Annotated in this window: 17 protein-coding genes; 13 read left to right on the top strand and 4 right to left on the bottom strand. The window is 58.5% G+C overall.

Features of this window, described 5'->3' with window-relative positions:
* Positions 1–62 precede the first annotated feature (62 nt).
* The 9 genes from OHL21_RS08525 to OHL21_RS08485 all read left to right on the top strand — a co-directional run bounded on the left by OHL21_RS08525 (position 63) and on the right by OHL21_RS08485 (position 8,758).
* Positions 63–980, top strand: a complete 918-nt coding sequence (locus tag OHL21_RS08525) for an EamA family transporter (RefSeq protein WP_263416831.1) — start codon at positions 63–65, stop codon at positions 978–980.
* 63 nt (positions 981–1,043) lie between these two features.
* Positions 1,044–1,898 (top strand): isoprenyl transferase, encoded by an 855-nt coding sequence (locus tag OHL21_RS08520; RefSeq protein WP_263416830.1) that lies wholly within the window; start codon positions 1,044–1,046, stop codon positions 1,896–1,898.
* 300 nt (positions 1,899–2,198) lie between these two features.
* Positions 2,199–3,020 (top strand): phosphatidate cytidylyltransferase, encoded by an 822-nt coding sequence (locus OHL21_RS08515; protein WP_263416829.1) that lies wholly within the window; start codon positions 2,199–2,201, stop codon positions 3,018–3,020.
* A gap of 53 nt (positions 3,021–3,073) precedes the next feature.
* Entirely contained in the window at positions 3,074–3,343 is a 270-nt protein-coding gene (locus OHL21_RS08510) for a UPF0175 family protein (protein ID WP_263416828.1), read from the top strand.
* Positions 3,340–3,795 (top strand): hypothetical protein, encoded by a 456-nt coding sequence (locus OHL21_RS08505; protein WP_263416827.1) that lies wholly within the window; start codon positions 3,340–3,342, stop codon positions 3,793–3,795. The genes OHL21_RS08510 and OHL21_RS08505 overlap by 4 nt, the downstream gene beginning before the upstream one ends.
* A 66-nt stretch (positions 3,796–3,861) precedes the next feature.
* On the top strand, positions 3,862–5,040 hold the full coding sequence (locus tag OHL21_RS08500) for a 1-deoxy-D-xylulose-5-phosphate reductoisomerase (protein WP_263416826.1): 1,179 nt from the start codon (positions 3,862–3,864) through the stop codon (positions 5,038–5,040).
* Positions 5,041–5,059: 19 nt separating this feature from the next.
* A complete protein-coding gene (rseP, locus tag OHL21_RS08495; protein ID WP_263416825.1) occupies positions 5,060–6,412 on the top strand; it encodes an RIP metalloprotease RseP in 1,353 nt (450 codons plus the stop codon).
* Positions 6,413–6,744: 332 nt separating this feature from the next.
* Complete coding sequence (locus OHL21_RS08490) at positions 6,745–8,274, top strand: PAS domain-containing sensor histidine kinase (protein WP_263416824.1); 1,530 nt, start codon at positions 6,745–6,747, stop codon at positions 8,272–8,274.
* Entirely contained in the window at positions 8,264–8,758 is a 495-nt protein-coding gene (locus OHL21_RS08485; RefSeq protein ID WP_263416823.1) for a response regulator, read from the top strand. Before OHL21_RS08490 ends, OHL21_RS08485 begins: the two co-directional genes overlap by 11 nt.
* Positions 8,759–8,845: 87 nt before the next feature.
* Here the strand turns inward: OHL21_RS08485 and OHL21_RS08480 are convergent, their stop codons facing one another.
* The 4 genes from OHL21_RS08480 to OHL21_RS08465 form a co-directional block, all read right to left on the bottom strand.
* Complete coding sequence (locus tag OHL21_RS08480) at positions 8,846–10,273, bottom strand: sensor histidine kinase (RefSeq protein WP_263416822.1); 1,428 nt, start codon at positions 10,271–10,273, stop codon at positions 8,846–8,848.
* A 770-nt stretch (positions 10,274–11,043) separates the two neighbouring features.
* Complete coding sequence (locus OHL21_RS08475) at positions 11,044–12,030, bottom strand: DHH family phosphoesterase (protein ID WP_263416821.1); 987 nt, start codon at positions 12,028–12,030, stop codon at positions 11,044–11,046.
* Between the two features lie 75 nt (positions 12,031–12,105).
* Positions 12,106–12,789, bottom strand: coding sequence for a GNAT family N-acetyltransferase (locus tag OHL21_RS08470; RefSeq protein WP_263416820.1), 684 nt, complete (start codon positions 12,787–12,789; stop codon positions 12,106–12,108).
* Complete coding sequence (locus OHL21_RS08465; RefSeq protein WP_263416819.1) at positions 12,786–14,438, bottom strand: Na+/H+ antiporter; 1,653 nt, start codon at positions 14,436–14,438, stop codon at positions 12,786–12,788. The genes OHL21_RS08470 and OHL21_RS08465 overlap by 4 nt, the downstream gene beginning before the upstream one ends.
* Before the next feature lie 248 nt (positions 14,439–14,686).
* Between OHL21_RS08465 and OHL21_RS08460 the strand changes: the two genes are divergently transcribed.
* From OHL21_RS08460 to OHL21_RS08445, 4 genes are all read left to right on the top strand, one after another.
* On the top strand, positions 14,687–17,179 hold the full coding sequence (locus tag OHL21_RS08460; protein WP_263416818.1) for a penicillin acylase family protein: 2,493 nt from the start codon (positions 14,687–14,689) through the stop codon (positions 17,177–17,179).
* The gene (locus OHL21_RS08455; RefSeq protein ID WP_263416817.1) at positions 17,176–18,885 is read left to right on the top strand and encodes a glycosyltransferase family protein; all 1,710 of its coding nucleotides are present in this window, start codon (positions 17,176–17,178) and stop codon (positions 18,883–18,885) included. The genes OHL21_RS08460 and OHL21_RS08455 overlap by 4 nt, the downstream gene beginning before the upstream one ends.
* Before the next feature lie 25 nt (positions 18,886–18,910).
* The gene (locus OHL21_RS08450) at positions 18,911–19,816 is read left to right on the top strand and encodes a polyprenyl synthetase family protein (RefSeq protein ID WP_263416816.1); all 906 of its coding nucleotides are present in this window, start codon (positions 18,911–18,913) and stop codon (positions 19,814–19,816) included.
* Between the two features lie 131 nt (positions 19,817–19,947).
* Positions 19,948–20,322 (top strand): DUF59 domain-containing protein, encoded by a 375-nt coding sequence (locus OHL21_RS08445; protein ID WP_263416815.1) that lies wholly within the window; start codon positions 19,948–19,950, stop codon positions 20,320–20,322.
* The last annotated feature ends 49 nt before the right edge of the window (positions 20,323–20,371 follow it).

The following is a 20,371-nucleotide window of genomic DNA, read 5'->3' as shown; positions in this document are numbered from 1 at the left end:
TTGTTTGCAGCAACTTACGCACCCGAAGGCCCTGCCGTCGCATCTGTATCACAGACGACCCAATGCAAGCTCTCCTCCAATCGAATGCCATCTTCGGTCTGCTGGCCGCCATCTTCTGGGGCGGCGGAGACTTCTGCGGCGGCCTGGCCTCAAAGCACTCCGGCGGGACAGTCCCGGCAGCCTTGCGGGTGGTGTTGCTGTCGCACACCATCTCGATGACGGTTGTCTGCCTGATTGCCTGGTCGCTGGGAGACCCCATTCCGGGCAGGGCGGCCATCCTGTGGGGCCTTGTCGCGGGCGTTGCCAACGGACTGGCGCTGGCGATCTTCTACGTCTCGCTGTCGGGCGGAGCGATGGGCGCGGCCGCGGCCATCAGCGGCCTGTTGGCCGCGGCGCTGCCGGCGGTGATCTCGGCCTTTACCGAGGGATCTTCAGGGTGGCGCCGGTATCTGGGCTTTCTGCTGGCGGCGGTGGCGATCTGGTTCATCGCCGGGGCGGAAGGCGAGCACGAGCTGGCTGAGGCGGCCCATGCTCATGCCAAACGGTCGACCTGGCTGGCGCTGGCCGCAGGTCTGGGCTTCGGCATCTTTTTTACAGCAATCAAATGGGCCGGAGAGGGGACCAAAGGGGTGCTGCTGCCGATGGCCACCACCCGCGTGGGCTCGCTGGCAACCTGCGCCATCACCCTTGCCCTGGTCAGCGCAGCCGGACGCCGCCGGGGGATGTCTTCGACCGGGGGTTGGCTCCCCCGAAAGTCGGTTTACTGGGTTCTGGCCGGGTGCGTCGTCGATACCTCCGGCAACCTGTTCTATATCGCCGCCACGCAGGCCGGACGGCTGGATGTGGCGGCCGTGCTGGGATCGCTCTACCCCGCATCCACCATTATTCTGGCCAGCCGTATCCTGAAAGAACGCACCACGGCACGCCAAAATCTGGGCTTTGCGATTGCAGTGGCCGCAGCCGTGCTGATCACGCTGTAACACAACGTCAATTGCCCCGAGCCGCCCGGCGTGCTACGGTCGAAGATGACGAGGTGACCTGTTTTGCCCCTTTCACAGCCCAGCCGTGTGCATGAGCTCTCTCCCGAAGAGATGGCAATCTACCGCACGCTGGACCCCGCCCGTATTCCTGAGCACGTTGCGATCATCATGGACGGCAATGGACGCTGGGCCGGTAAACGGCTGTTAAAGCGATTCTTCGGCCACAAGCAAGGCGCCGAGTCCGTGCAGTTTGTCGTCGAAACGGCGACGCGCATCAACCTGCCCTGGTTGACGCTCTATGCCTTCTCCATCGAGAACAATCTCCGCCGGCCGAAATCGGAAGTGAACTTCCTGATGAAGCTGCTGAAGAGCTATCTGGTCTCGAACGTGAAGCGGATGAACGACAATAACGTCCGCATGAACTATATCGGCCGCCTGACCGAGCTTCCTGCCGAGGTCCAGGAGAGCATGCAATGGGCGCAGGAGCAGACGGCGAAGAACACTGGCACCACACTAACGCTGGCGCTGAACTACGGCTCGCGTTCGGAGATTGTGGATAGCTGCCGCGCCATTCTGCGCGACGCCATTGCCGCGGGCAAGACCGGCGAAGAGCTGCTCAACGCCATCAACGAAGAGACGATCGGACCTCGGCTGTACACCGGCCAGATTCCCGATCCGGATCTTCTGGTACGCACTTCGGGCGAGATGCGCATCTCAAACTTCCTTCTGTGGCAGATCGCCTACTCGGAGATCTTCGTGACGCCACGTCTGTGGCCTGACTTCCGGGGAGTGCATCTGCTGGAGGCTATCGCTGCCTACCAGGGCCGCGAACGCCGCTATGGCGGCCTGGGTGATTCAACCACCGATGAAGAAGAGCTTCATGGCACAGCGGCTGAGGCTGAAGCGCTTGTGAAGTAGTTGAATGGTGGACTTGTTGAATAGTTGAATGGTTGAATAACGGACCTCCCGTTACCATTCGAATTGGGCCGCCCAACATTGCAATGGAGGTGGCTTTTACGATTCAACGATTCAACTATTCCACTATTCAACCTTCTGTCGTTCTTGCCCCCTACGCCCCGCACCTAGTACCTTCCCTGTAGAGCATTTTCCCTGTTGCTGGGTATCCCGGAAGGGGCGTGCAGCGGCGTTTTCATTTCGGAAAACGCCTATGGATGCAGAAGCTCTACATTACACCTACAGGGAAATGCTCCAGCACTCATGCAACGGATTCTTACCGCCACAGTTTTAATTCTCGCCGTCGCGGCTTTGCTGTGGTTCGGCAATCGTTATCCATGGCTTCTGCTGTTGGCGGGCATGCTGGTCGCTCTGCTTGCGGGCTTTGAATACACCAGCCTGGTAAATCTCTCCGGAGCGAAGATCCCTTACTGGTGGACGGGCGTCGCGATCCTCACCTTCTTCGCGGCGACATTTTTCACGCCCAACCTGCAGTTGCCGGTGCTGACACTTCTGGCATTTTCGCTCTTCGTGATCTCGCTGTTTGCGGAGCCTACCGCGCGTGTCTTGAAAGATGCTGCCGCCGGAGCGTTTGGCCTGCTGTACATTGCCTGGCCGCTCTCGCTGCTATACCTGCTCGCCGCGCAGTCGACCGGACTGTTGATCTTCCTCTTCGTGTGCGTGTGGTCGGGCGATATCGCTGCGCTCTATATCGGCCGCGCAATCGGCGGAAAGAAATTGGCGCCGTCGATCTCACCAGGCAAGACATGGTCGGGCTCGATCGCCTCCGTGGTTGCATCCGTTCTTCTGGGACTGCTGCTCACGTGGTTCGGACAATGGCTTGCTGCGCGTGGACAGTCGATTCTGGATGTGGGTCTCAACCTGCTGCAGGTACCGCTGTTCGCGGCACTGATCAATGTGGCAGCACAGATCGGCGACCTGTTGGAGTCGGCCATCAAGCGCGGCGCAGGCGTGAAGGACTCCGGCAATCTTCTGCCTGGGCACGGCGGCATTCTGGACCGCATCGATGCACTGCTCTTCGCAGCGCCGGTGCTGTATTATGCGCTGCTGCTGCAGTCGTTCTAGTTGCTGGGGTTTGACGTGGTATTCCGGTTCCCGGACTGCTACCCTGATGATGCATGCAGGTAACGGTTGAAATTCCGGATGAGTTCGTCTCCCAGATCATTCCGTCTGGAAGCGATGGCTCCCGTCTTCTCCTTGAAGAGTCCGTAGCCGGCGCTTACCGGGAACATCGGCTGACGATGGAACAGGTCCGTCAGGTGCTTGGGTTCGAAACCTGCTTGCAGGTGGATGGATTCCTGCAAAGACACGGAGTCTTCGACTATACCGTTGCTGATCTGGACCACGACCTCAGCATTCTGGATCAGTTGCCCGCTAAAGCAGAATGATCATCGTCGCAGACACCAGCCCATTGAACTATTTGATTCTTCTCGGGCAGCAGGATCTATTGCTTACGATGTATGGCTCGCTCATCGTTCCTAGAGCAGTCTTGATTGAAATGCAACATGCGGCAGCCCCAATGGCTGTTCAAAGATGGGCTGCAAATCCGCCCTCGTGGGTTAGCATTCGCTCCCCAAAACAAATAGACGATACCCTTCCCGACGCATTGGGCGCCGGAGAACGGGAAGCTATTAGTCTTGCTCTCGAATTACATGCGGATGTTCTACTGATCGACGAATGGGCAGGACGAAACGAGGCGGAAACGCGGAGTATTCCTGCAGCCGGAACACTTGCGGTCTTGCTAAACGCGGCCGTGCAAGGTGCCGTGAACCTCCCGAGTTCAATCGAAGCATTGAAAAAAGCCGGATTCCGCCTCTCGCACAATGTTGAACGGCTCTGATGGATCGGTACCGGAATCGCGCAATATCAGGATCTGAAAAGCGCTAAACGCTAGAATTGAGAAGCAATGTCCGTAAAGAAGATCGCTATCCTCGGCTCTACCGGATCCATCGGCGCCAGCACTCTTTCTATCTGCGAAAGCTTTCCAGATCGTTTTCAGCCCGTCTCGCTCGCTGCCGGACGCAACCTGGACGTAGCCGTTGCACAGTGCAAGCAGTGGAGACCGCGACTGGTCTCCATGGCGAATGAAGAGCTTGCTGACCAGCTTGCCGCGCGGCTGCGGGCTGAAGGCGTCACCGGTATCGATGTGCTGCATGGCACGGCGGGAACCATTGCAGTGGCCACGCTGCCTGAGGTCGATTTTGTGGTCTCCGCCATCGTCGGCGTCTCCGGACTGGAAGCCACGTATGAGGCGGTCAAAGCGGGCAAGGACATCGGCCTGGCCAACAAAGAGGCTTTGGTCGCTGCAGGCGAGCTGATCATCGCCGAGGCGCGGCGGAACAACGTTGCTCTGCTGCCTATCGATTCCGAGCACAATGCGATTCATCAGTGCATGCGCGGCGGCACCGCTGCTGAGGTGAAGCAGATCTGGCTGACAGCCTCGGGAGGCCCATTTCGGAACACACCGCTTGATTTTTTCGCATCGATCACGCCGGCACAGGCCTTGAAGCACCCGACCTGGGTGATGGGTCAGCGGATCACCATCGATTCGGCGACTATGTTGAACAAAGGACTGGAGATCATCGAGGCCTGCCGGCTCTTCGACCTCCCTCCCGGCAAGGTCCAGGTGACGATTCACCCCCAGTCGACCATCCACTCGCTGGTGGAGTACGTGGACGGCAGCATCCTGGCACAGCTTTCGGTTACCGACATGCGGCTGCCGATCTTGTACGCCATGGCGTACCCGGAGCGCATTCCGTCGGATCTGACCTTCGACATGAAGTCATTGAGCCAATTGGACTTCCAGCAACCTGACTTCGCCCGGTTCCCCTGTCTACGGCTTGCCTATGAGGCTGCCGAGGCCGGTCCGGCGCATTGCATTGCCCTGAATGCGGCCGACGAGATAGCGGTCGCGGCATTCCTTGAAGGACGTATTCCCTTCCTGGGGATTCCTCGTACAATAGAATCAGTGCTCCAGCTAACCAAGCCCGGCCATCCCGCGTCCATTCAAGCGGTGCTTACGGCAGACCATGAGGCTCGGCAGCTTGCACGCGAGGTAGCCCTGAGCCAGGCTGCCACCCATTGAGGTCACCGACACACTCCCAATGACAACCATTATTTATCTCGCCATCGTGCTGGGCATTATGGTGCTCGTGCATGAGCTGGGCCACTTTCTTGCCGCGAAGTGGTGCGGCGTTCGCGTTGAGACCTTCTCCATCGGTTTTGGCCGCCGTCTCATCGGCTTCCGCCGTGGAGATACGGATTACCGGCTCTCTTTGTTGCCCTTCGGTGGCTATGTGAAGATGGCAGGTGATAATCCGGGCGAAGAACCATCTGGCGATCCCGGTGAGTTCAATGCGCATCCGCGCTGGCAGCGCGTGATCATTGCGCTCGCAGGACCGGTTGCGAACTTCATCCTGGCTTTCGCCATCATGGTTCTGGTGTTCCACTTCCACAACGAGGTGGATGAGTACATCTCCGGACCGGCCCGCGTGAACTACGTTGTAAAGGGCTCTCCGGCAGACGCCGCGGGTCTACGAAGTGGCGACACGATTGTTCACTTCGACAACACTGAGAATCCGGACTGGGAAGGCGTGCTGCGCCGGGCCGCGCTGAACATGAATCAGACCGTGGCGATGAGCTACCTGCACGACGGTCAGCGCGTTGATACCCGCTTCAACGTCAACGTTGGCAAGACCACTGAATTCAATGCCGAAGCGATGCAGAGCCTGGGCATGGTGCCGACGATGCAGGATGCACCGATCGGCGTCAATGAGGTGGATGGAGGAACTCCGGCGCAGCGTGCCGGTCTGCAGCCGGGCGACAAGATTCTCGCGATCGACGGTCTGCAGCTTCGTTCTGTCCCCGCACTGCTGGCATATCTCAACGACCAGGCCGGAAAGACTTCAACGCTGCAGGTGCTCCGCAACGGCAAGACGCTAACGACAACCGTCACGCCGGAGATCGGCGACATCGGCAACGGCATCAAGAAGTATCGTCTTGGCTTCCGCCCGGCACAGATGCCGCTCCGGATCTCGCAGTTGCCCTGGGGCGAGGCTGTCGCGCAGTCGGCCCAGGAGAACTGGAAAGACTCAACCATGATCGTCGAGGTGCTGAAGCGGATGTTCACGCACCAGGTCTCGGTCAAGAGCCTCTCCGGCCCGATTGGCATCGGCCAGCAGATCGGCGCTGCCGCACGCGACTCAGTATGGACGGTCTTCCGTCTGATGGCGATGATCTCGATCAACCTTGGCATCTTTAACCTGCTGCCGATTCCGATTCTGGATGGCGGCATGATCCTGATGCTGATCGTGGAATCAGTCATCCGCCGCGATCTGAATCAGCAGCTCAAGGAGCGGGTTTACCAGGTCGCTTTCGTTTGCCTGCTGCTCTTCGCGGCGATGGTGATCTTCAACGACATCTCGAAGCTGGGATGGTTCGCGAAGCTGAAACCGTAGTGACCTTTAGGCGTGGAAAAAAGCCCGGCGGAAGCGCCGGGCTTTTGCTTTTAAGACAATCGGCTCAACAACGGTTGAGCATGCCCACTTCATCGCCCAGAGCAGTTTCCCAGTTGCTGGGTATCCCGAAGGAGAAGTGCAGCGGCATTTTCATTGCCGTAAAACACCATAGATGCGGATGCTCTGGACTCACCTACAGGGAAAATGCTCCATCCTTCATCGCTGCACGATATTGTTGCTTGAAGGTAACAACTGTCCGCCCTTGAAAAAGCATCCAAAGCCTGTTGGAGTTGTTTGCTCCAAGCGCCACTATTCATCTGCCGGAGCCCCCCTTGAAGAAGACAGCATTGTCTGCGGAACTCTTCGGAAAAGAAAGTGTATTTACCGAAACAGGGAAGAATTTCCTTGCTGCCATCGTTGAATCCTCGGAGGACGCAATCATCACCAAAGATCTGGAGGGAGTCGTCACAAGCTGGAACGAAGGAGCACACAACATCTTTGGCTACAAAGCTGAAGAGATGGTGGGGCAGTCCATCCGGCGGCTTATCCCCGAAGAATTGCAATATGAAGAAGACGCGATTCTGGCCAAACTCCGCGCTGGAGAGCGCATCCGGCATTTCGAAACCACGCGGGTCAGGAAGAATGGAGAACGGTTCCCCATCTCGGTCACGATCTCGCCCGTTAAGGACGATTCCGGAGCCATCATCGGCGCCTCCAAGATCGCCCGGGATATCTCGGAACGCCGGCGCGCCGAAGAGAACCGTTCCCGTCTGGCTGCGATCGTCGATTCGGCTGACGATGCCATCATCAGCAAGAACCTCAGCGGGATTGTCACAAGCTGGAATAAAGGAGCGGTGCGCCTTTTCGGCTATCAGGAAGAAGAAATGATCGGGCAGCCAATCCTGCGTTTGATTCCGGAAGAGCTTCAGTACGAGGAAGGGGAGATTCTAGAGAAGTTGCGCGCCGGGGAGAAGATAGAGCATTACGAGACCACCCGTGTCAGCAAGAACGGCGATCTGCTCCAGGTCTCCATCACCATCTCTCCCATCCGCAATGATGCAGGTGAAGTGATTGGAGTCTCCAAGATTGCCCGCGATATCTCGGAACGCAAGAAGATGGAATCTTTGTTGGTCCAGGCGGAAAAACTTGCGGCTACGGGCCGCATGGCGGCAGCCATCGCCCACGAGATCAATAACCCGCTTGCGTCAGTGTTAAACCTTATCTTCCTCGCCCGCCAGAGCAGTGCTTCCAGAGAGGAGATCCAGGAATATCTCGGCACGGCTGAGAGCGAGCTTGAACGCGTCTCCCACATTGCCAGGCAGACACTCGGCTATTATCGCGATAATGCATCGCCCTGTGAGGTCCACCTCCACGATCTGGTCCAGAACGTCCTGTCGGTGTACAGGCCCCGGCTCCATGCGCACAATATTGTGCTGGACACAACCTTTAACGATCTGCGAAAGATCAAGGTCCGGCCCGGAGAGATCATTCAGGTGTTGTCGAATATTATTTCTAATGCAATGGACGCAATGCGCCTCGGCGGCTGCATGTCGATTACCGTTGCATCGACCAGGAAGGTGGATCGTGATGGAATTCAAGTCACAGTCCGGGACACAGGCGGCGGCATTCCCCGCGAACATCTCGACAAAGTCTTTGAACCGTTCTTTACCACCAAGGGAAACCTCGGAACCGGTATCGGTCTATGGGTAGCGAACCAGCTTGTCCAACGTCATCATGGCCAGATTTCCATCTCCAGCAGTACGGAGCCAGGGGCCAGCGGAACAACGGTCACAATCTACCTGCCATTTGGCAGTTTTGAAGGGACTACAGCGAAACCCGATGGTGCTCAACGTGATAGCTAACCGATATGCCATGGCGCCGTATGTGGAGCCGGCCGTCCGCCTGACCGACGGCACAGAACCTTCTGTATCGGGTTTTAGCCTACCGGAATCGAATCAAGATGGATCTTCGCCCGCAAAATTTCGGGTTCTGGTAGTCGATGACGAGAAACTTCTGGCGGATACGACCGCGGCAATTCTTCGTGGGGCCGGCTTCGAGGCAAGAGCGGTATACGGCGGCTGGCAAGCTGTAGAGACGGCTCGTTCCTTTCAACCTGACTGCCTCCTTACCGATGTCAAGATGCCTGAGATGAATGGCATCGAGCTGGCGCTCGTTATCTCCAAGATGCTTCCCGCCACGACTATTGTGCTTTTTTCCGGGCAAGCGGGAATCACGGAACTCCTCGATCACGCTCGTGATAACGGATACGAGTATCCATTGCTGGCTAAACCGGTGCATCCGTTGGCGCTCATCGAAAGGCTGAAAGAGCTGGCACCCAAGAAATAGAGCATTTTCCCTGTGGGTGTAGTCCAGAGCATCCGCATATGGCCGCCGCATGCCCCTTCCAGGAAACCCAGCAACAGGGAAAATCCTCTAGGACAGTGGAAGTTCCAGGTGAAAGACGGTCGCAAATGACGCGGCATAGTCGCCAAGGACGAGGCGTCCACCACACCGGACTGCAAGCTCTCTGGCCATCCAAAGACCGACACCTGTGCCGATATCAGTTTTCGTGGTGAAAAAGGGTTCGAAGAGGTGCTTGAGCACCTCGGCCGGAATACCCGGTCCATTGTCCAGGATGCGAATACAGGCGACCTCTCCCTGAGAAGAAACCTCAACCACGATCTCTCCTATCCCTTCGATTACGGCATCGCAGGAGTTGTTCAGAAGGTTGATCAGGATCTGCATAACGTCTTCCTTAGGAGCGCTGGTTCTCACCGGGCTCTTCTCGACGGTTCTTATCCGGCACCCCTTGGATGCACACCGCGCTGCAAATAGATCGACGGCCTCCTTCGCTATCTCGTGGAGATCGGCCGGGCCTCCCTGAGGGAATGCCCGCTGGGTCGGGAGATGTCTCGCCACGGTGCTCAAGCGCCTGATCTGTGTGTGCGCGACTGCAAGATACTCGCGCGACTCATCCGACAGCTTCGGATCAGCCAGGGCGAGGTAGATCAGGTTGGTCAGCGCAGCCAATGGATTATTGAGCTCGTGCGCAATGGTGGAAGACAGGCGTCCAATCGCTGCCAGCTTTTCCGATCGAATCAGCGCCTGCTCCGATCGCTTCCTGGTGTCAACGTTGCTTGTGATGCCAATCCAGGTATGCGGCCTTGTGGCCGATGGCTTCCCACGCGCCTCAAGCCAGTGCATCTCTCCATTCGGCCATAGACACCGGAACTCGATCTCAAAGGGTGCGTTTTTTTGAAGCGCCTCCTGATACAGACGTGACACGCGATCGCGATCGTCCTCATAGACGAGCTCCAATGAGGTTTGAGGAGTGGACGCATCGAAGAGCGATCTTCCAAAGACATCCAGGCCATCCTCCTCCCATGTCATGCGGCTGGTTGAAAGATTGTAGGACCATGCCACGGACTTTGAGGCTCTCTGTGCTTCGGTAAGCACTTCTCTTCGCGCGCCGAGTTCTGACAAGGCAAAAGCCAGGCAATCACGGTTTCGCCTCTGCCACTCCCAGCCGGCAGCGAAAAGACACCCTATGCCGAAGGTTACACTTGCCCGAATAACCGCGCGAACCGGATGCTCGCCATGGTCCAGTTCGAGAAACTTCCGCCATGCTCCCAAAGCCATCGATAAGGAAGCCACAATACCGGCATGGAATCGCTGCCAGAGAGTAATCGCCCCAACAAAGAGCAGTGCCAGTGCGAACGGTACATGTTTCAGAACATCAACATGCAGGCTGACGCGCGTGAGAAGAAAAGGAAGAAAAAGAGCCGCGGTCAGCCCACCAATCGTTCGCAGGGAGAGGGCCTTGCCGGAAGGTATTAGACCGAGGCGGGAGAACATGCGCATTTCAAAAATTCTCTGGGATCGGCGCAGCTTCTCCGATAAAGAGATAAATATCGATCAATCTGACTAAAGTTGATTAAAGATAGCCCCTTTCTTTCGCAAAAGATTACCGGATTTATTCGATTCAGCGTTGCCGATTCCCGAAAAGTTATCCGGTTTACTCCCTGTGCAACATAGCGATATTTCGAATCATTACCTTCGTTATTCCTCTGGTAATCATGTATCGATAAACGCACCAAAAGATCTTTCAAGCTTTCAGGCAGTTAATCGACGCAACCACGATTAACGCGTATCGATAACTTCGATGAATGAAGAGGCGACATATTCGAGACAGTCGATACACTGAGTGCGCCATGTCCCTCGGGTCACTGCCGAGTTATAGAACGGGCCTTCAGCCCTTCATCGTTCAATGTGAACAATACCTGGGGCGTTGCCCCAGGCTGATATGGAACGCGCCTTCAGCGCTTAGAACCATGGCATCCTTTGTCACTTCGAAGCTATGGAGTCGTCGACCAGCTTTGCTGGTTCGGGTGAAGGGTAGCGGAGAAATCTGCTTTTCTGACATTTTCCCCGCCCGGGTGCCCCATCCTCGCAACGCTAGGATGGGTAAGGAATACCCAAATTCCTACGAGGGCCTGTCGACGGAAAATACGGTCGCGCGAAGCGCGATACCCCACCCTTTCTTCACGAAAGAATGGGGCAACGAATACCTACTGCCTTGGAATTGTTTGTTGATACACCCCGATAGACAGGCTTGCGTTCGTTATTGCGGTTCAACCTTCGTATGTGGTTCGCAACTCTTCCACGATCACCTTAGCGGCTTCGCGCGCTTCGGACTCCTTGTCGGGCGGGAAGCTGATGGCGCCGACGCGGGCATGACCGCCGCCGCCGTAGCGCTCACAGATCGCGGCGAGGTTCACCAGCTTCTCCACTGGGACCTTCGTCCATGGATTTGTGCCCACGGCCACCTTCGTACGGAATGATGATTTGCTGAGGCCGATGTTATAGACGCCCTCAGGGAAGAGATAGTACGGAATGAACTTGTTATAGCCTTCGGTCGGCTGATCGGTGATATCGAATGTAATCACACCGCGCTCACACGTCGCGCGCGAACCGATCAATTCGACCGATGCCTGATGTTTGGCCAACAACGGCTCCAGCAGATCGGCAACGAACGGCTGCTTCAGAATCTCTTCCAGCGGCATCTCTGTCAGCATCGGGATCAGACGTGGAATCAGCGTATCGTCTTGCGTAGACTCAATCACCATGGTCAGACGCATGGCGGCTTCCTTCATGCCGACCGCGGCTTCAGCGCTCTCATACTTGGCGCCGTCCACGATATTGGCCCAATAAATAAGATCCTTCAGCCCGCTGACATCCATCCCGAACTTCGTGCTGGCGATATGCGCAATGAAGCTAGTGCACGAGATGTAAGTGGGATCGAAGAAGTGCCGCATTGTCTTCGAGCCATCGAGTTGGCCTGTCTCGAAGGCAGCCTGATCTTCCCTGGTGAGAAAGGCCGACTGATGGTGGTCAAACCACCAGGTCAGTTTCGGTGAGGGCGAGTATTTGAAATCGACAATGGCATTCTCATCGCCGACGAACTCGTCGCCATCGAATAAAGCTCCGGCACGATGCACCAGGCCCTGGTACTGATACTCCGACGCTGTGCCAATGCACTCCCGGTGAAAACGTGTAAACAGCGACGCGGAGCACGCTCCATCAAAACATCTGTCGTGATAAAAGACGCGGCAGTTCAAATGCGGGCAAGACCTCACTCGATCGCAGCCTGTTTTCACTGCGAAACTCTAAGCATAGTGATCGGGCCGGAGGTGTCAAGCAAGCTGCATGCCGCGGAAGTTGATATTCCTCGTATGCGTGAAGCCCAGCCGGTCATAGATGGCAATGGCGCGGTGGTTTGCGGCAGCCGCATGCAGGTAGCTCTCCACGCCGGCTTTGCGGTGTTCCGCCATCACGTGGCGGATCAACGTAGCGGCATATCCTTTCCCGGTATGTTGCGGATGCGTACATACAGCGCTGATCTCGCGCCAGCCCGGCAGCGAGACCCGAACACCAGCCATGGCAATCAACTCTCCTTCGACGCGGAGGCCGTAGTACTGCCCCAGCTTCCAGGTCGCGGGACGGAAATACCCGGGAAAGGCCACATCCGTGAGCGCAACCATCTCATGCGCCTCTGCTTTGCCCAGCGGAACCACCTGGTCGCTGAAGACACTCTCAGAAGAGCCGCCCGCGAAGTGCATCTGCACGCCCGGGAGAAGCACGCTCTCCACCAGGCCATCCACCGGGGCCAGATCGTCACCGGTGAGATAAACCTTTTCACCAGGCTGCAACAGATCCCGGAAGGCAGCCATGCAAGCGGGATCGCGGACATCTGCAACGCCGCCGAAGGGGATCACCTCCGGCGGATAACGACGCGCGAGATCTCCGCCGATGGCGAGTGAAGCATTCGCGGTCACCAGGCCGCTCCAGAAGGGATTGGTAAAGTCCGGATGACTCATAGTGGGGACTCCCTGCGGGCTTCGCTCAGATCGAGCTCACGCTCGATCTTGCGCTGCACCTCGTCACTGATACGACCTTCGTCGCGCAGACGGAGAAGTGCATTGCGTTCCGTGTGAATGGCTGCGAGAGCGACCTCGCGATAACGATGGGAGTGCCCTTCGGTGGTCTCCGGCTCGCCGCAGTCGACAACCGCCTCCAGACGGTGCTCGTATTGATGGATCAGATCCTCATAGGCATGACCGGCGTGCTCTCCGGCCCGATCCCGGCTCTCCTGCAGATAGGCGAGCGCCTCTTCCAGTACAAGTTTGCGCGCCTCGTTCTCTTCGCAGTCTGGGCCACTGATGTTATCGAGTCCGAGAGCCCTGATGACCTTCGGCAGGGTGAGACCTTGCAGCACCAGCGTGACAAAGATGACGCAGAAGGTCAGAAAGACAATGAGGTTCTTCTGCTGGATCTCCTCCGGCAGCGAGAGCGCGGCCGCCAGAGCCACGACACCGCGCATCCCCGTCCAGCCCACGACGAACGACGCCTTCATGGCGGGATAAGGCACGTGCTGCCGGAGCAGATGCCGGCGGATAAAGTAGGCCACGCGTGAACCGGGAGCGACCCAGACAAGCCGGAGGACGATCAGGGCGACGGAGAGGATGATGCCGTTCCGGATCATCTCCATGTGGCTGTATCCCTTGATGCCCGCAAGGACGGTAGGCAGTTGCAGCCCGATGAGAACGAAGACCAGGCCGTTGAGGGTGAACTCCAATGTCTCCCACACCGCATACGCCTGCATCCGGACCTGTGGCGAAAAGATACGCGCCGACTGCTGGCCGAGATAAAGGCCGCAGGCCACCACAGCCAGAACGCCGGAGGCTCTGACCTCTTCCGCCGCGAGATAGGCGCCGTAGGGCACGACGAGCCCGAGAGCGATCTCAACCGGACCATCGTCGATCCAGTGCTCCAGCCGGGTAAAGATAATGCCGAGCAGCAGGCCGACACCGACACCGCCGACTACCAGCCAGAGCAGCCGGAGAACCCCTCCCGTAACCGTAGGGGCAGTACCGTGCAGCATGAGGTCCAGGCCGAACTCGAGAGCCAGAAGGCCAGTGGCGTCATTCAGCAGGCTCTCGCCTTCAAGTACGTCCACGATGCGGCGAGGCAGCCCCAGCCGCTTGGCGATCGCACTGGCAGCAATAGCATCGGTCGGCGAGACCACCGCCCCCAGAAGCACACCGGCGCGCCAGTCAAACTCCTTCAAAAGCCAGCGGTTAGCCACCCAGGCGACACCAATGACAGTAAATGCGACCAGGCCGACGGCAAGCATGGCGATACTGGTGAAATTGAACCGAAAGTCGCGCCACGAGGTCTGCCATGCAGCGGAGTAAAGCAGCGGAGGCAGGAAGACCAGAAAGACGATATCCGGATTCAGTGGGATGGCGGGAAGATGCGGCACAAAGCTAAGCAGCAGGCCGCCGATCACCAGAACAATGGGATACGGCTTCTGCCACCGCCGGGCCACACCCGCGATCGACGCGACGAAGGCCAGCAGAAGCATCAGCACCAATTCCAGCGAGTGCAGATTTCCACCCATCTCAGCAGCATACCGGAGCGTCGGGTAGAGCATCTTCCCTGTGGGTGTAGAGTGGGACTTCCTCATCGATGGGGCGTTTTCCGCAATGAAAACGCCGCTGCACCTCCTCTTCCGGGATACCCAGCAACAGGGAATGCGTTTAGAGCATCTTCCGTGTGGGTGTAGAGTGGGGCTTCCTCATCGATAGAGTGGGGCTTCCTCATCGATAGAGTGGGGCTTCCTCATCGATGGGCGTTTTCCGCAATGAAAACGCCGCTGCACTCCTCTTCCGGGACACCCGGCAACAGGGAAAATGCTCTAGACTCAAGCTGACCATGGAAGTAACCGACCTCCAGGCCGCTGCGAGCTCTCCGGAGCGCACACGCCGGATTTTGAAGTACGTTGGCGTGAGCGCCGGCGTTGTTCTTGCTCTAGTACTGATTGCCGGCGTCTCTTTACGGCTGTGGCTCTCACATGCGCTCAATGTGAGTCTGCCGCAGGTAGACGGAACCGTGTATGCTCGCGGGCTCACCGCACCCGTCAAGGTAGAGCGCACGGCAGCGGGCATGCCGGCGATTCATGCGGGCAATCTGCACGACCTCGCCTTCGCGCAGGGATATGTCACGGCGCAGGACCGCCTATGGCAGATGGACATGCTGCGGCGCTACGCCGAAGGGCGTCTGTCGGAGATCCTCGGCTCCATGACACTGGAACACGACCGGGCACAGCGCTATCTGCAATTGGGAGCCGCGGCCGATGCCGCGCTTCCTCACATAGCAGCAGACCAGATGCAGTTGCTGAACGCCTACGCCGATGGTGTGAACGCCTTCATTGCCGAGAGCGAGGGGCATCTTCCGCTGGAGTTCCGGCTGCTTCACTATTCCCCGGCGAAGTGGACCCCCCATGACTCACTACTGGTGGGCCTGTCGATGAGCCAGGAGCTCTCGACCTCATTCCCCACCAAGCTGGCTCGCGAGACGCTCACATCCCGGCTGTCGCCCGAGCTGCTGGCCGATCTTTATCCAGTCGGCTCGTGGCGCGATCATCCTCCCGTAGATGGCCACCCGAGTCTCTCCGCGCCCAATCAGGACCCTCCCGACGCTCCGCTGGATGAGACGCAGACAAAGCTGACGCTTCCAGCATCTTCCATCGAAGAGCTGCAGCATGTCCTTCATCCCTTCGCCTGCGACGGCTGCGTCTCCGGATCGAACAACTGGGCGGTCAGCGGAGCGCACACCGCGACGGGCAAGCCGCTGCTATCGAACGACATGCACCTGGGACTCGATATTCCAGGCATCTGGTATGAGACATCTCTGGAGTCGCCTGAGCTACATGCGGCAGGTGTCGCACTGCCAGGCTTGCCCTTCATCATCGTGGGCCATAATCAGCACATCGCCTGGGGCTTCACCGCATCGCTCGCTGACGTGCAGGATCTCTATATCGAAAAGCTCCGGCCCTCCGCCGCCAATCCGAAGCAGCGCGAGTTCCAGACGCATGAGGGCAACTGGCTGCCCGTGGCCACCCGTCAGGAGGTGATCCACGTTCGCGGTAGTAAGGATGTGCCGCTGGAAATCAGTCTGACCAGCCACGGCGGACACCCCACGCCCATCATCAGCCCGATGATTCCGCGGGAACAGCGGCCGCTGGCGCTGGCATGGACGATCTATGATCCCGAGATCACCGCCAGCCTTCCCTTCCAGGCAGTGGATCAGGCCAGTACCTACGAACAGTTCGTGACGGCCTTCCGCAACTTCGGAGGACCATCACTCTCGGCCGTCTATGCGGATGACCAGGGACATATCGGCTATCACGCTATTGGCAAGGTGCCGGTGCGTGGCGATGCACAGCATCCTTCCGGCCTATCTCCGGTCCCGGTGACAGACGGCTCGTATGAGTGGAGTGGCTATGCGAGCTACGACCTGATGCCGCAGGCGCTCGATCCTGAGTCCGGTGTACTAGCTACGGCCAATGCCCGCGTCACGGCAGACGATGCTCCGTATACGCTGTCGCTCGACTGGGAGAACCCTTACCGCAATGAGCGCATCTGGAAGCAGCTGTTACCTTCCAAGGGCCTGACAGCAGCCGACATGATGAAGCTGCAGCTCGACGTCTACTCTGACGGCGACCGCGTCATTGCACAGAAGCTGGCATATGCCATCGACCACTCAAAGACGAAAGATAAGCGGCTGCACCAGGCCGCCGATCTGCTGCGCGTGTGGAACGGCAACATGGAGACCAACTCCGCGGCAGCAGCCATTGTGAATTCGACGCGCACGGCGCTGTGGCCCATGCTGCTACGGCCTCTGCTGGGCAACGATTGGAGGCTCTATCGCTGGAACTCCCGTGCGTTTGTGCAGGAAGAGCTGATCTCGCATGCTCCGGCACGGTGGCTCCCGAGCCAGTACAGTGACTGGAACGAGTTACTGACGGCTGCTGTTCAGGAGGGACTGCGGGATGCGCATGCTCCCGGAGACCTGTCGCATTGGAGCTATGGCTCCATGCACCGCATCGACCTGCAGCATCCTCTCTACGGATCGAACCGGATCTTCCGCCGTATCTTCCCTGCGCCCACCGGTCCCGGCGACTTCCCGCTACCTGGCGACAGCATTACCGTGCGTGCGGGTTCTGCGACGTTCGGCGCCAGCGAACGTTTCACTGCCGATCTTGCAGACTGGGAGAACTCGAATCTCAATCTGCCTGTCGGCCAGTCCGGCAACCCACGCAGCGAAAACTTCCGCGACCAGTGGACCAACTGGTATCGCGGCAAGCCTCTGCCGCTTCCCTGGAAGACGGTGAAGGCACAGCACACACTTACGCTGGAACCATGAGCCCACCAGCGTGGAAGCGACAGCTTGCGCCTGCCGCCCTTATTGCGGTGGCCGCATTTCTTGCCGTGCTGCCTCTGGTGTTGCATGGCTGCTCCTGCGGCCATGACTTCGACTTCCACCTGGTGAACTGGCTGGAGGTACATGCACAGTTTCAGCGTGGCGTGCTGCATCCGCAGTGGGCCTTCACCGCCGCCTGGGGAGCGGGTGAACCGCGCTTCGTCTTCTATCCGCCGCTTTCATGGGTCATCGGAGGCCTGCTTGGCTTCCTGATGCCGTATACGGTTGCACCCATTGTCTACACATGGCTCTGCCTCTTCCTCGCAGGTGTAGCGTGTCTGCACATGGTGTCGGCAGTGGGAGGCGATTCTGTAAACCAGCACCGCTGGATACCGGCTGCAATTGCCGTCACATACCTGGGGAATCCTTATCTTCTGTTTACAGCCTACGAGCGTACGGCTTATGCCGAGTTGCTTGCGGCGGCATGGATGCCATTGCTGCTGACAGCATTGTTGCGCGAGAGACCGCGATGGCTCGAAATCGCCATCCCAGTGGCGTTGTTGTGGCTGACGAACGCTCCTGCCGCGGTGCTGGGATGCTATGGTCTGCTGATGCTTGGCCTGCTGCGGCTGGTACTGTGGCCGAGTGCGCTCCGTCGCGGGACCATCACGCAGTTTACGCTGGGCACCCTCTTCGGTCTGCTCTTCGCGGCGTTCTATATTGTGCCGGCGGTCCTGGACCGCAAATGGGTACAGGCAGCGATGGCAATGGTCGAAGGCATGCGGCCCAAGGATAACTTCCTCTTCGGACACACAACGGATCCGCTGCACGATACAGTCCTGTGGCAGGCCTCGCGGATCGCGGTTGTGTTATTCGCCGTAAGTCTGCCCCTGGTGCTGTTGCTTCGCCGCGATAGGAGAGCGCGCCTCCTCGGCGCCATGACACTGATGATTCTGCTTCTGCTGTTGCCGGTCTCGGCTGTGGTGTGGCATCACGCGCCGCAACTCGGCTTCCTGCAATTCCCCTGGCGCTTCCTTTGCCTGCAACAGACCATTGCCGCCGTCCTGCTGACGCTGAGCGTGCCATCTCTTACGCGTATTCGAAAGAACTGGATCATGCCTGCCGGAGCCGTAGCGGTTCTGGCCGCTACCACCGTCATCGCGCATCACTTTTACCTGCAGCAGTGCGATGAGGAAGACGCACCCGCTGCACACATTGCTCTGTTTGCCCGCGGCAGCGGCGTGATGCCCACGGACGAATACACGGTGCGTGATGCGGACAATGACGCGCTGCAACAGGGCAATCCCGTATGGTGGATCGCCGCTAAGCCGGACGCTCCGGCGCCCGCGCTGGGTCCGGGAACGGAGATGCGCATGCGCGTCCTGGGCCTTCCTCCTCGACCAGAAGATGTCACCTGGAATACGGAACATACGCGAATGCAGGTGCTGTGGCCGCGGTCATTCTGGCTGATCGTGAATCGGCGCGCCTATCCCGCCTGGCAGGTGACCAACAACGGCGCACCGGTTCCCATTACCGAGCGTGCTGACGGTTTGATGGCGATTCCTTTGCCCGCCGGGCCGAACGATGTGGAGATCCACTACCACCACACGCCGGCAGAACTGTTGGGCCTGGTGCTCTTCTTTATGGGCATTCTGACAGCGATCCTGGTGCATCGAATCGAATCACAGCACGGTCGTACGCCACTGTGACCATTTATTCTTAAACGTGAACGCAATGTCTGTCGAAAACATACTTACCGAAGCCGTCACCCTGACGGACGCCGCGCTAGAGCGCCTGCTGCCCGGCCCCGATGCCCAGCCCCATTCCATTCATCGCGCCATGCGCCACTCGACCTTCGCTGGCGGGAAACGGCTTCGGCCCGCTCTGGTGCTCGAAGCAGCCCGCATGGTTGCCGGCAGTTTGCCTGAAGGCGTAGAGGAGTGCGGCGCCGCCATCGAGATGCTGCATACCTATTCGCTGATCCACGACGATCTTCCGGCGCTGGACAACGATGACCTGCGCCGCGGCAAGCCGACCTGCCATGTGGTCTTCGGCGAAGCGATTGCCATTCTTGCCGGCGACGCTCTGCAGACGACGGCCTTCCAGACACTGGCACACCTGAAGTGCCCGGCGGCAGCGGCGGTACAGATTCTTCGCGAGGTCTCCATCGCCGTGAATACGGGCGTGGGCACCGATGGACTTGCTCCCGGCATGATCGGGGGGCAGGTGGTCGATATCGAAAGCGAAGGCAAGAAGCCCACCGCTGACTTGGTAGAGGCGATTCACCGCTCGAAGACCGGAGCTCTGATCACGGTTTCCATCGTTGCCGGCGGCCTGTATGCCGGCGCCTCCGCAGAAGATGTGGCGCGCCTGCGCACGTTCGGCGAGAAACTGGGCCTCGCCTTCCAGATCGTGGACGATGTTCTGGATCTTACGCAGGACTCTGCTCAACTGGGAAAGACCGCCGGCAAAGATGCCGCGACCGATAAGGCCACCTGGCCGGCAGTCTACGGCATTGAGAAATCGAGTGCCGATGCTGACGCCATGATCCGCGAGGCATACGACGCCATCGCGCCATGGGGCGAGGCCGCCGAACCGCTGAAGACGATTGCGCGTTTCCTCGTCGAACGGAAACACTGAGAAGAGTTGGAGACGTACGACGTCGGTGGTGTTGGGTATCTGGGCACCTTCGTCTGGTACGTTGCAGGTTTCAAGTTGAAAGTTGAAGACGTACGGCATGGGTGGTTTGGAGTGTTTGGGCAGGACAAGCTATGACCATCGAGCATATTCGCCGCGCCCTGCGTGATTGCTTCCATCCTGCTCTGAAGCTGAATGTGGAAGCTCTGGGCCTGATCGAAGAGATCAGCGTCACTCCCGATAAAGAGGCGCCGGGAGCGGGAATTCCCGGCGTTCCGCAGAAACATATCGTTCGGCTTTCGCTGTATCGTCCGACAGAGGATGAGACGGCAACAGCGATGATGACGGAACTGATTCGCAATCGCCTTTACGGCTTTCCCGAGACCGGCACGGTCGAGATCACACTGCTGGACGGATGGACTCCGCAACGGCTAACCGACGAAGCCCGCGAACTGCTTGCAGCACAATTGCGGCCACAGCAGTTAGTACAGATAAGAGTTAAAAGTTGAAAGTTAAAAGTTAAAGCGTTAAGACATGGGATAGCCCATGCACTGGGTG

The sequence above is a fragment of the Terriglobus albidus genome (assembly GCF_025685425.1).
Classification (GTDB): domain Bacteria; phylum Acidobacteriota; class Terriglobia; order Terriglobales; family Acidobacteriaceae; genus Terriglobus; species Terriglobus albidus.
The sequence above is the reverse complement of the archived record's forward strand: the minus strand, read 5'-3'. Positions and strand labels throughout refer to the sequence as shown.

Bases quoted from the DNA above. Each gene is read 5' to 3' on its own strand.
- OHL21_RS08525 (WP_263416831.1), top strand. From the start codon at position 63: ATGCAAGCTCTCCTCCAATCGAATGCCATCTTCGGTCTGCTGGCCGCC.
- OHL21_RS08515 (WP_263416829.1), top strand. From the start codon at position 2,199: ATGCAACGGATTCTTACCGCCACAGTTTTAATTCTCGCCGTCGCGGCT.
- OHL21_RS08510 (WP_263416828.1), top strand. From the start codon at position 3,074: ATGCAGGTAACGGTTGAAATTCCGGATGAGTTCGTCTCCCAGATCATT.
- OHL21_RS08505 (WP_263416827.1), top strand. From the start codon at position 3,340: ATGATCATCGTCGCAGACACCAGCCCATTGAACTATTTGATTCTTCTC.
- OHL21_RS08500 (WP_263416826.1), top strand. From the start codon at position 3,862: ATGTCCGTAAAGAAGATCGCTATCCTCGGCTCTACCGGATCCATCGGC.
- rseP (WP_263416825.1), top strand. From the start codon at position 5,060: ATGACAACCATTATTTATCTCGCCATCGTGCTGGGCATTATGGTGCTC.
- OHL21_RS08480 (WP_263416822.1), bottom strand. From the start codon at position 10,273: ATGCGCATGTTCTCCCGCCTCGGTCTAATACCTTCCGGCAAGGCCCTC.
- OHL21_RS08470 (WP_263416820.1), bottom strand. From the start codon at position 12,789: ATGAGTCATCCGGACTTTACCAATCCCTTCTGGAGCGGCCTGGTGACC.
- OHL21_RS08465 (WP_263416819.1), bottom strand. From the start codon at position 14,438: ATGAGGAAGTCCCACTCTACACCCACAGGGAAGATGCTCTACCCGACG.
- OHL21_RS08460 (WP_263416818.1), top strand. From the start codon at position 14,687: ATGGAAGTAACCGACCTCCAGGCCGCTGCGAGCTCTCCGGAGCGCACA.
- OHL21_RS08455 (WP_263416817.1), top strand. From the start codon at position 17,176: ATGAGCCCACCAGCGTGGAAGCGACAGCTTGCGCCTGCCGCCCTTATT.
- OHL21_RS08450 (WP_263416816.1), top strand. From the start codon at position 18,911: ATGTCTGTCGAAAACATACTTACCGAAGCCGTCACCCTGACGGACGCC.
- OHL21_RS08445 (WP_263416815.1), top strand. From the start codon at position 19,948: ATGACCATCGAGCATATTCGCCGCGCCCTGCGTGATTGCTTCCATCCT.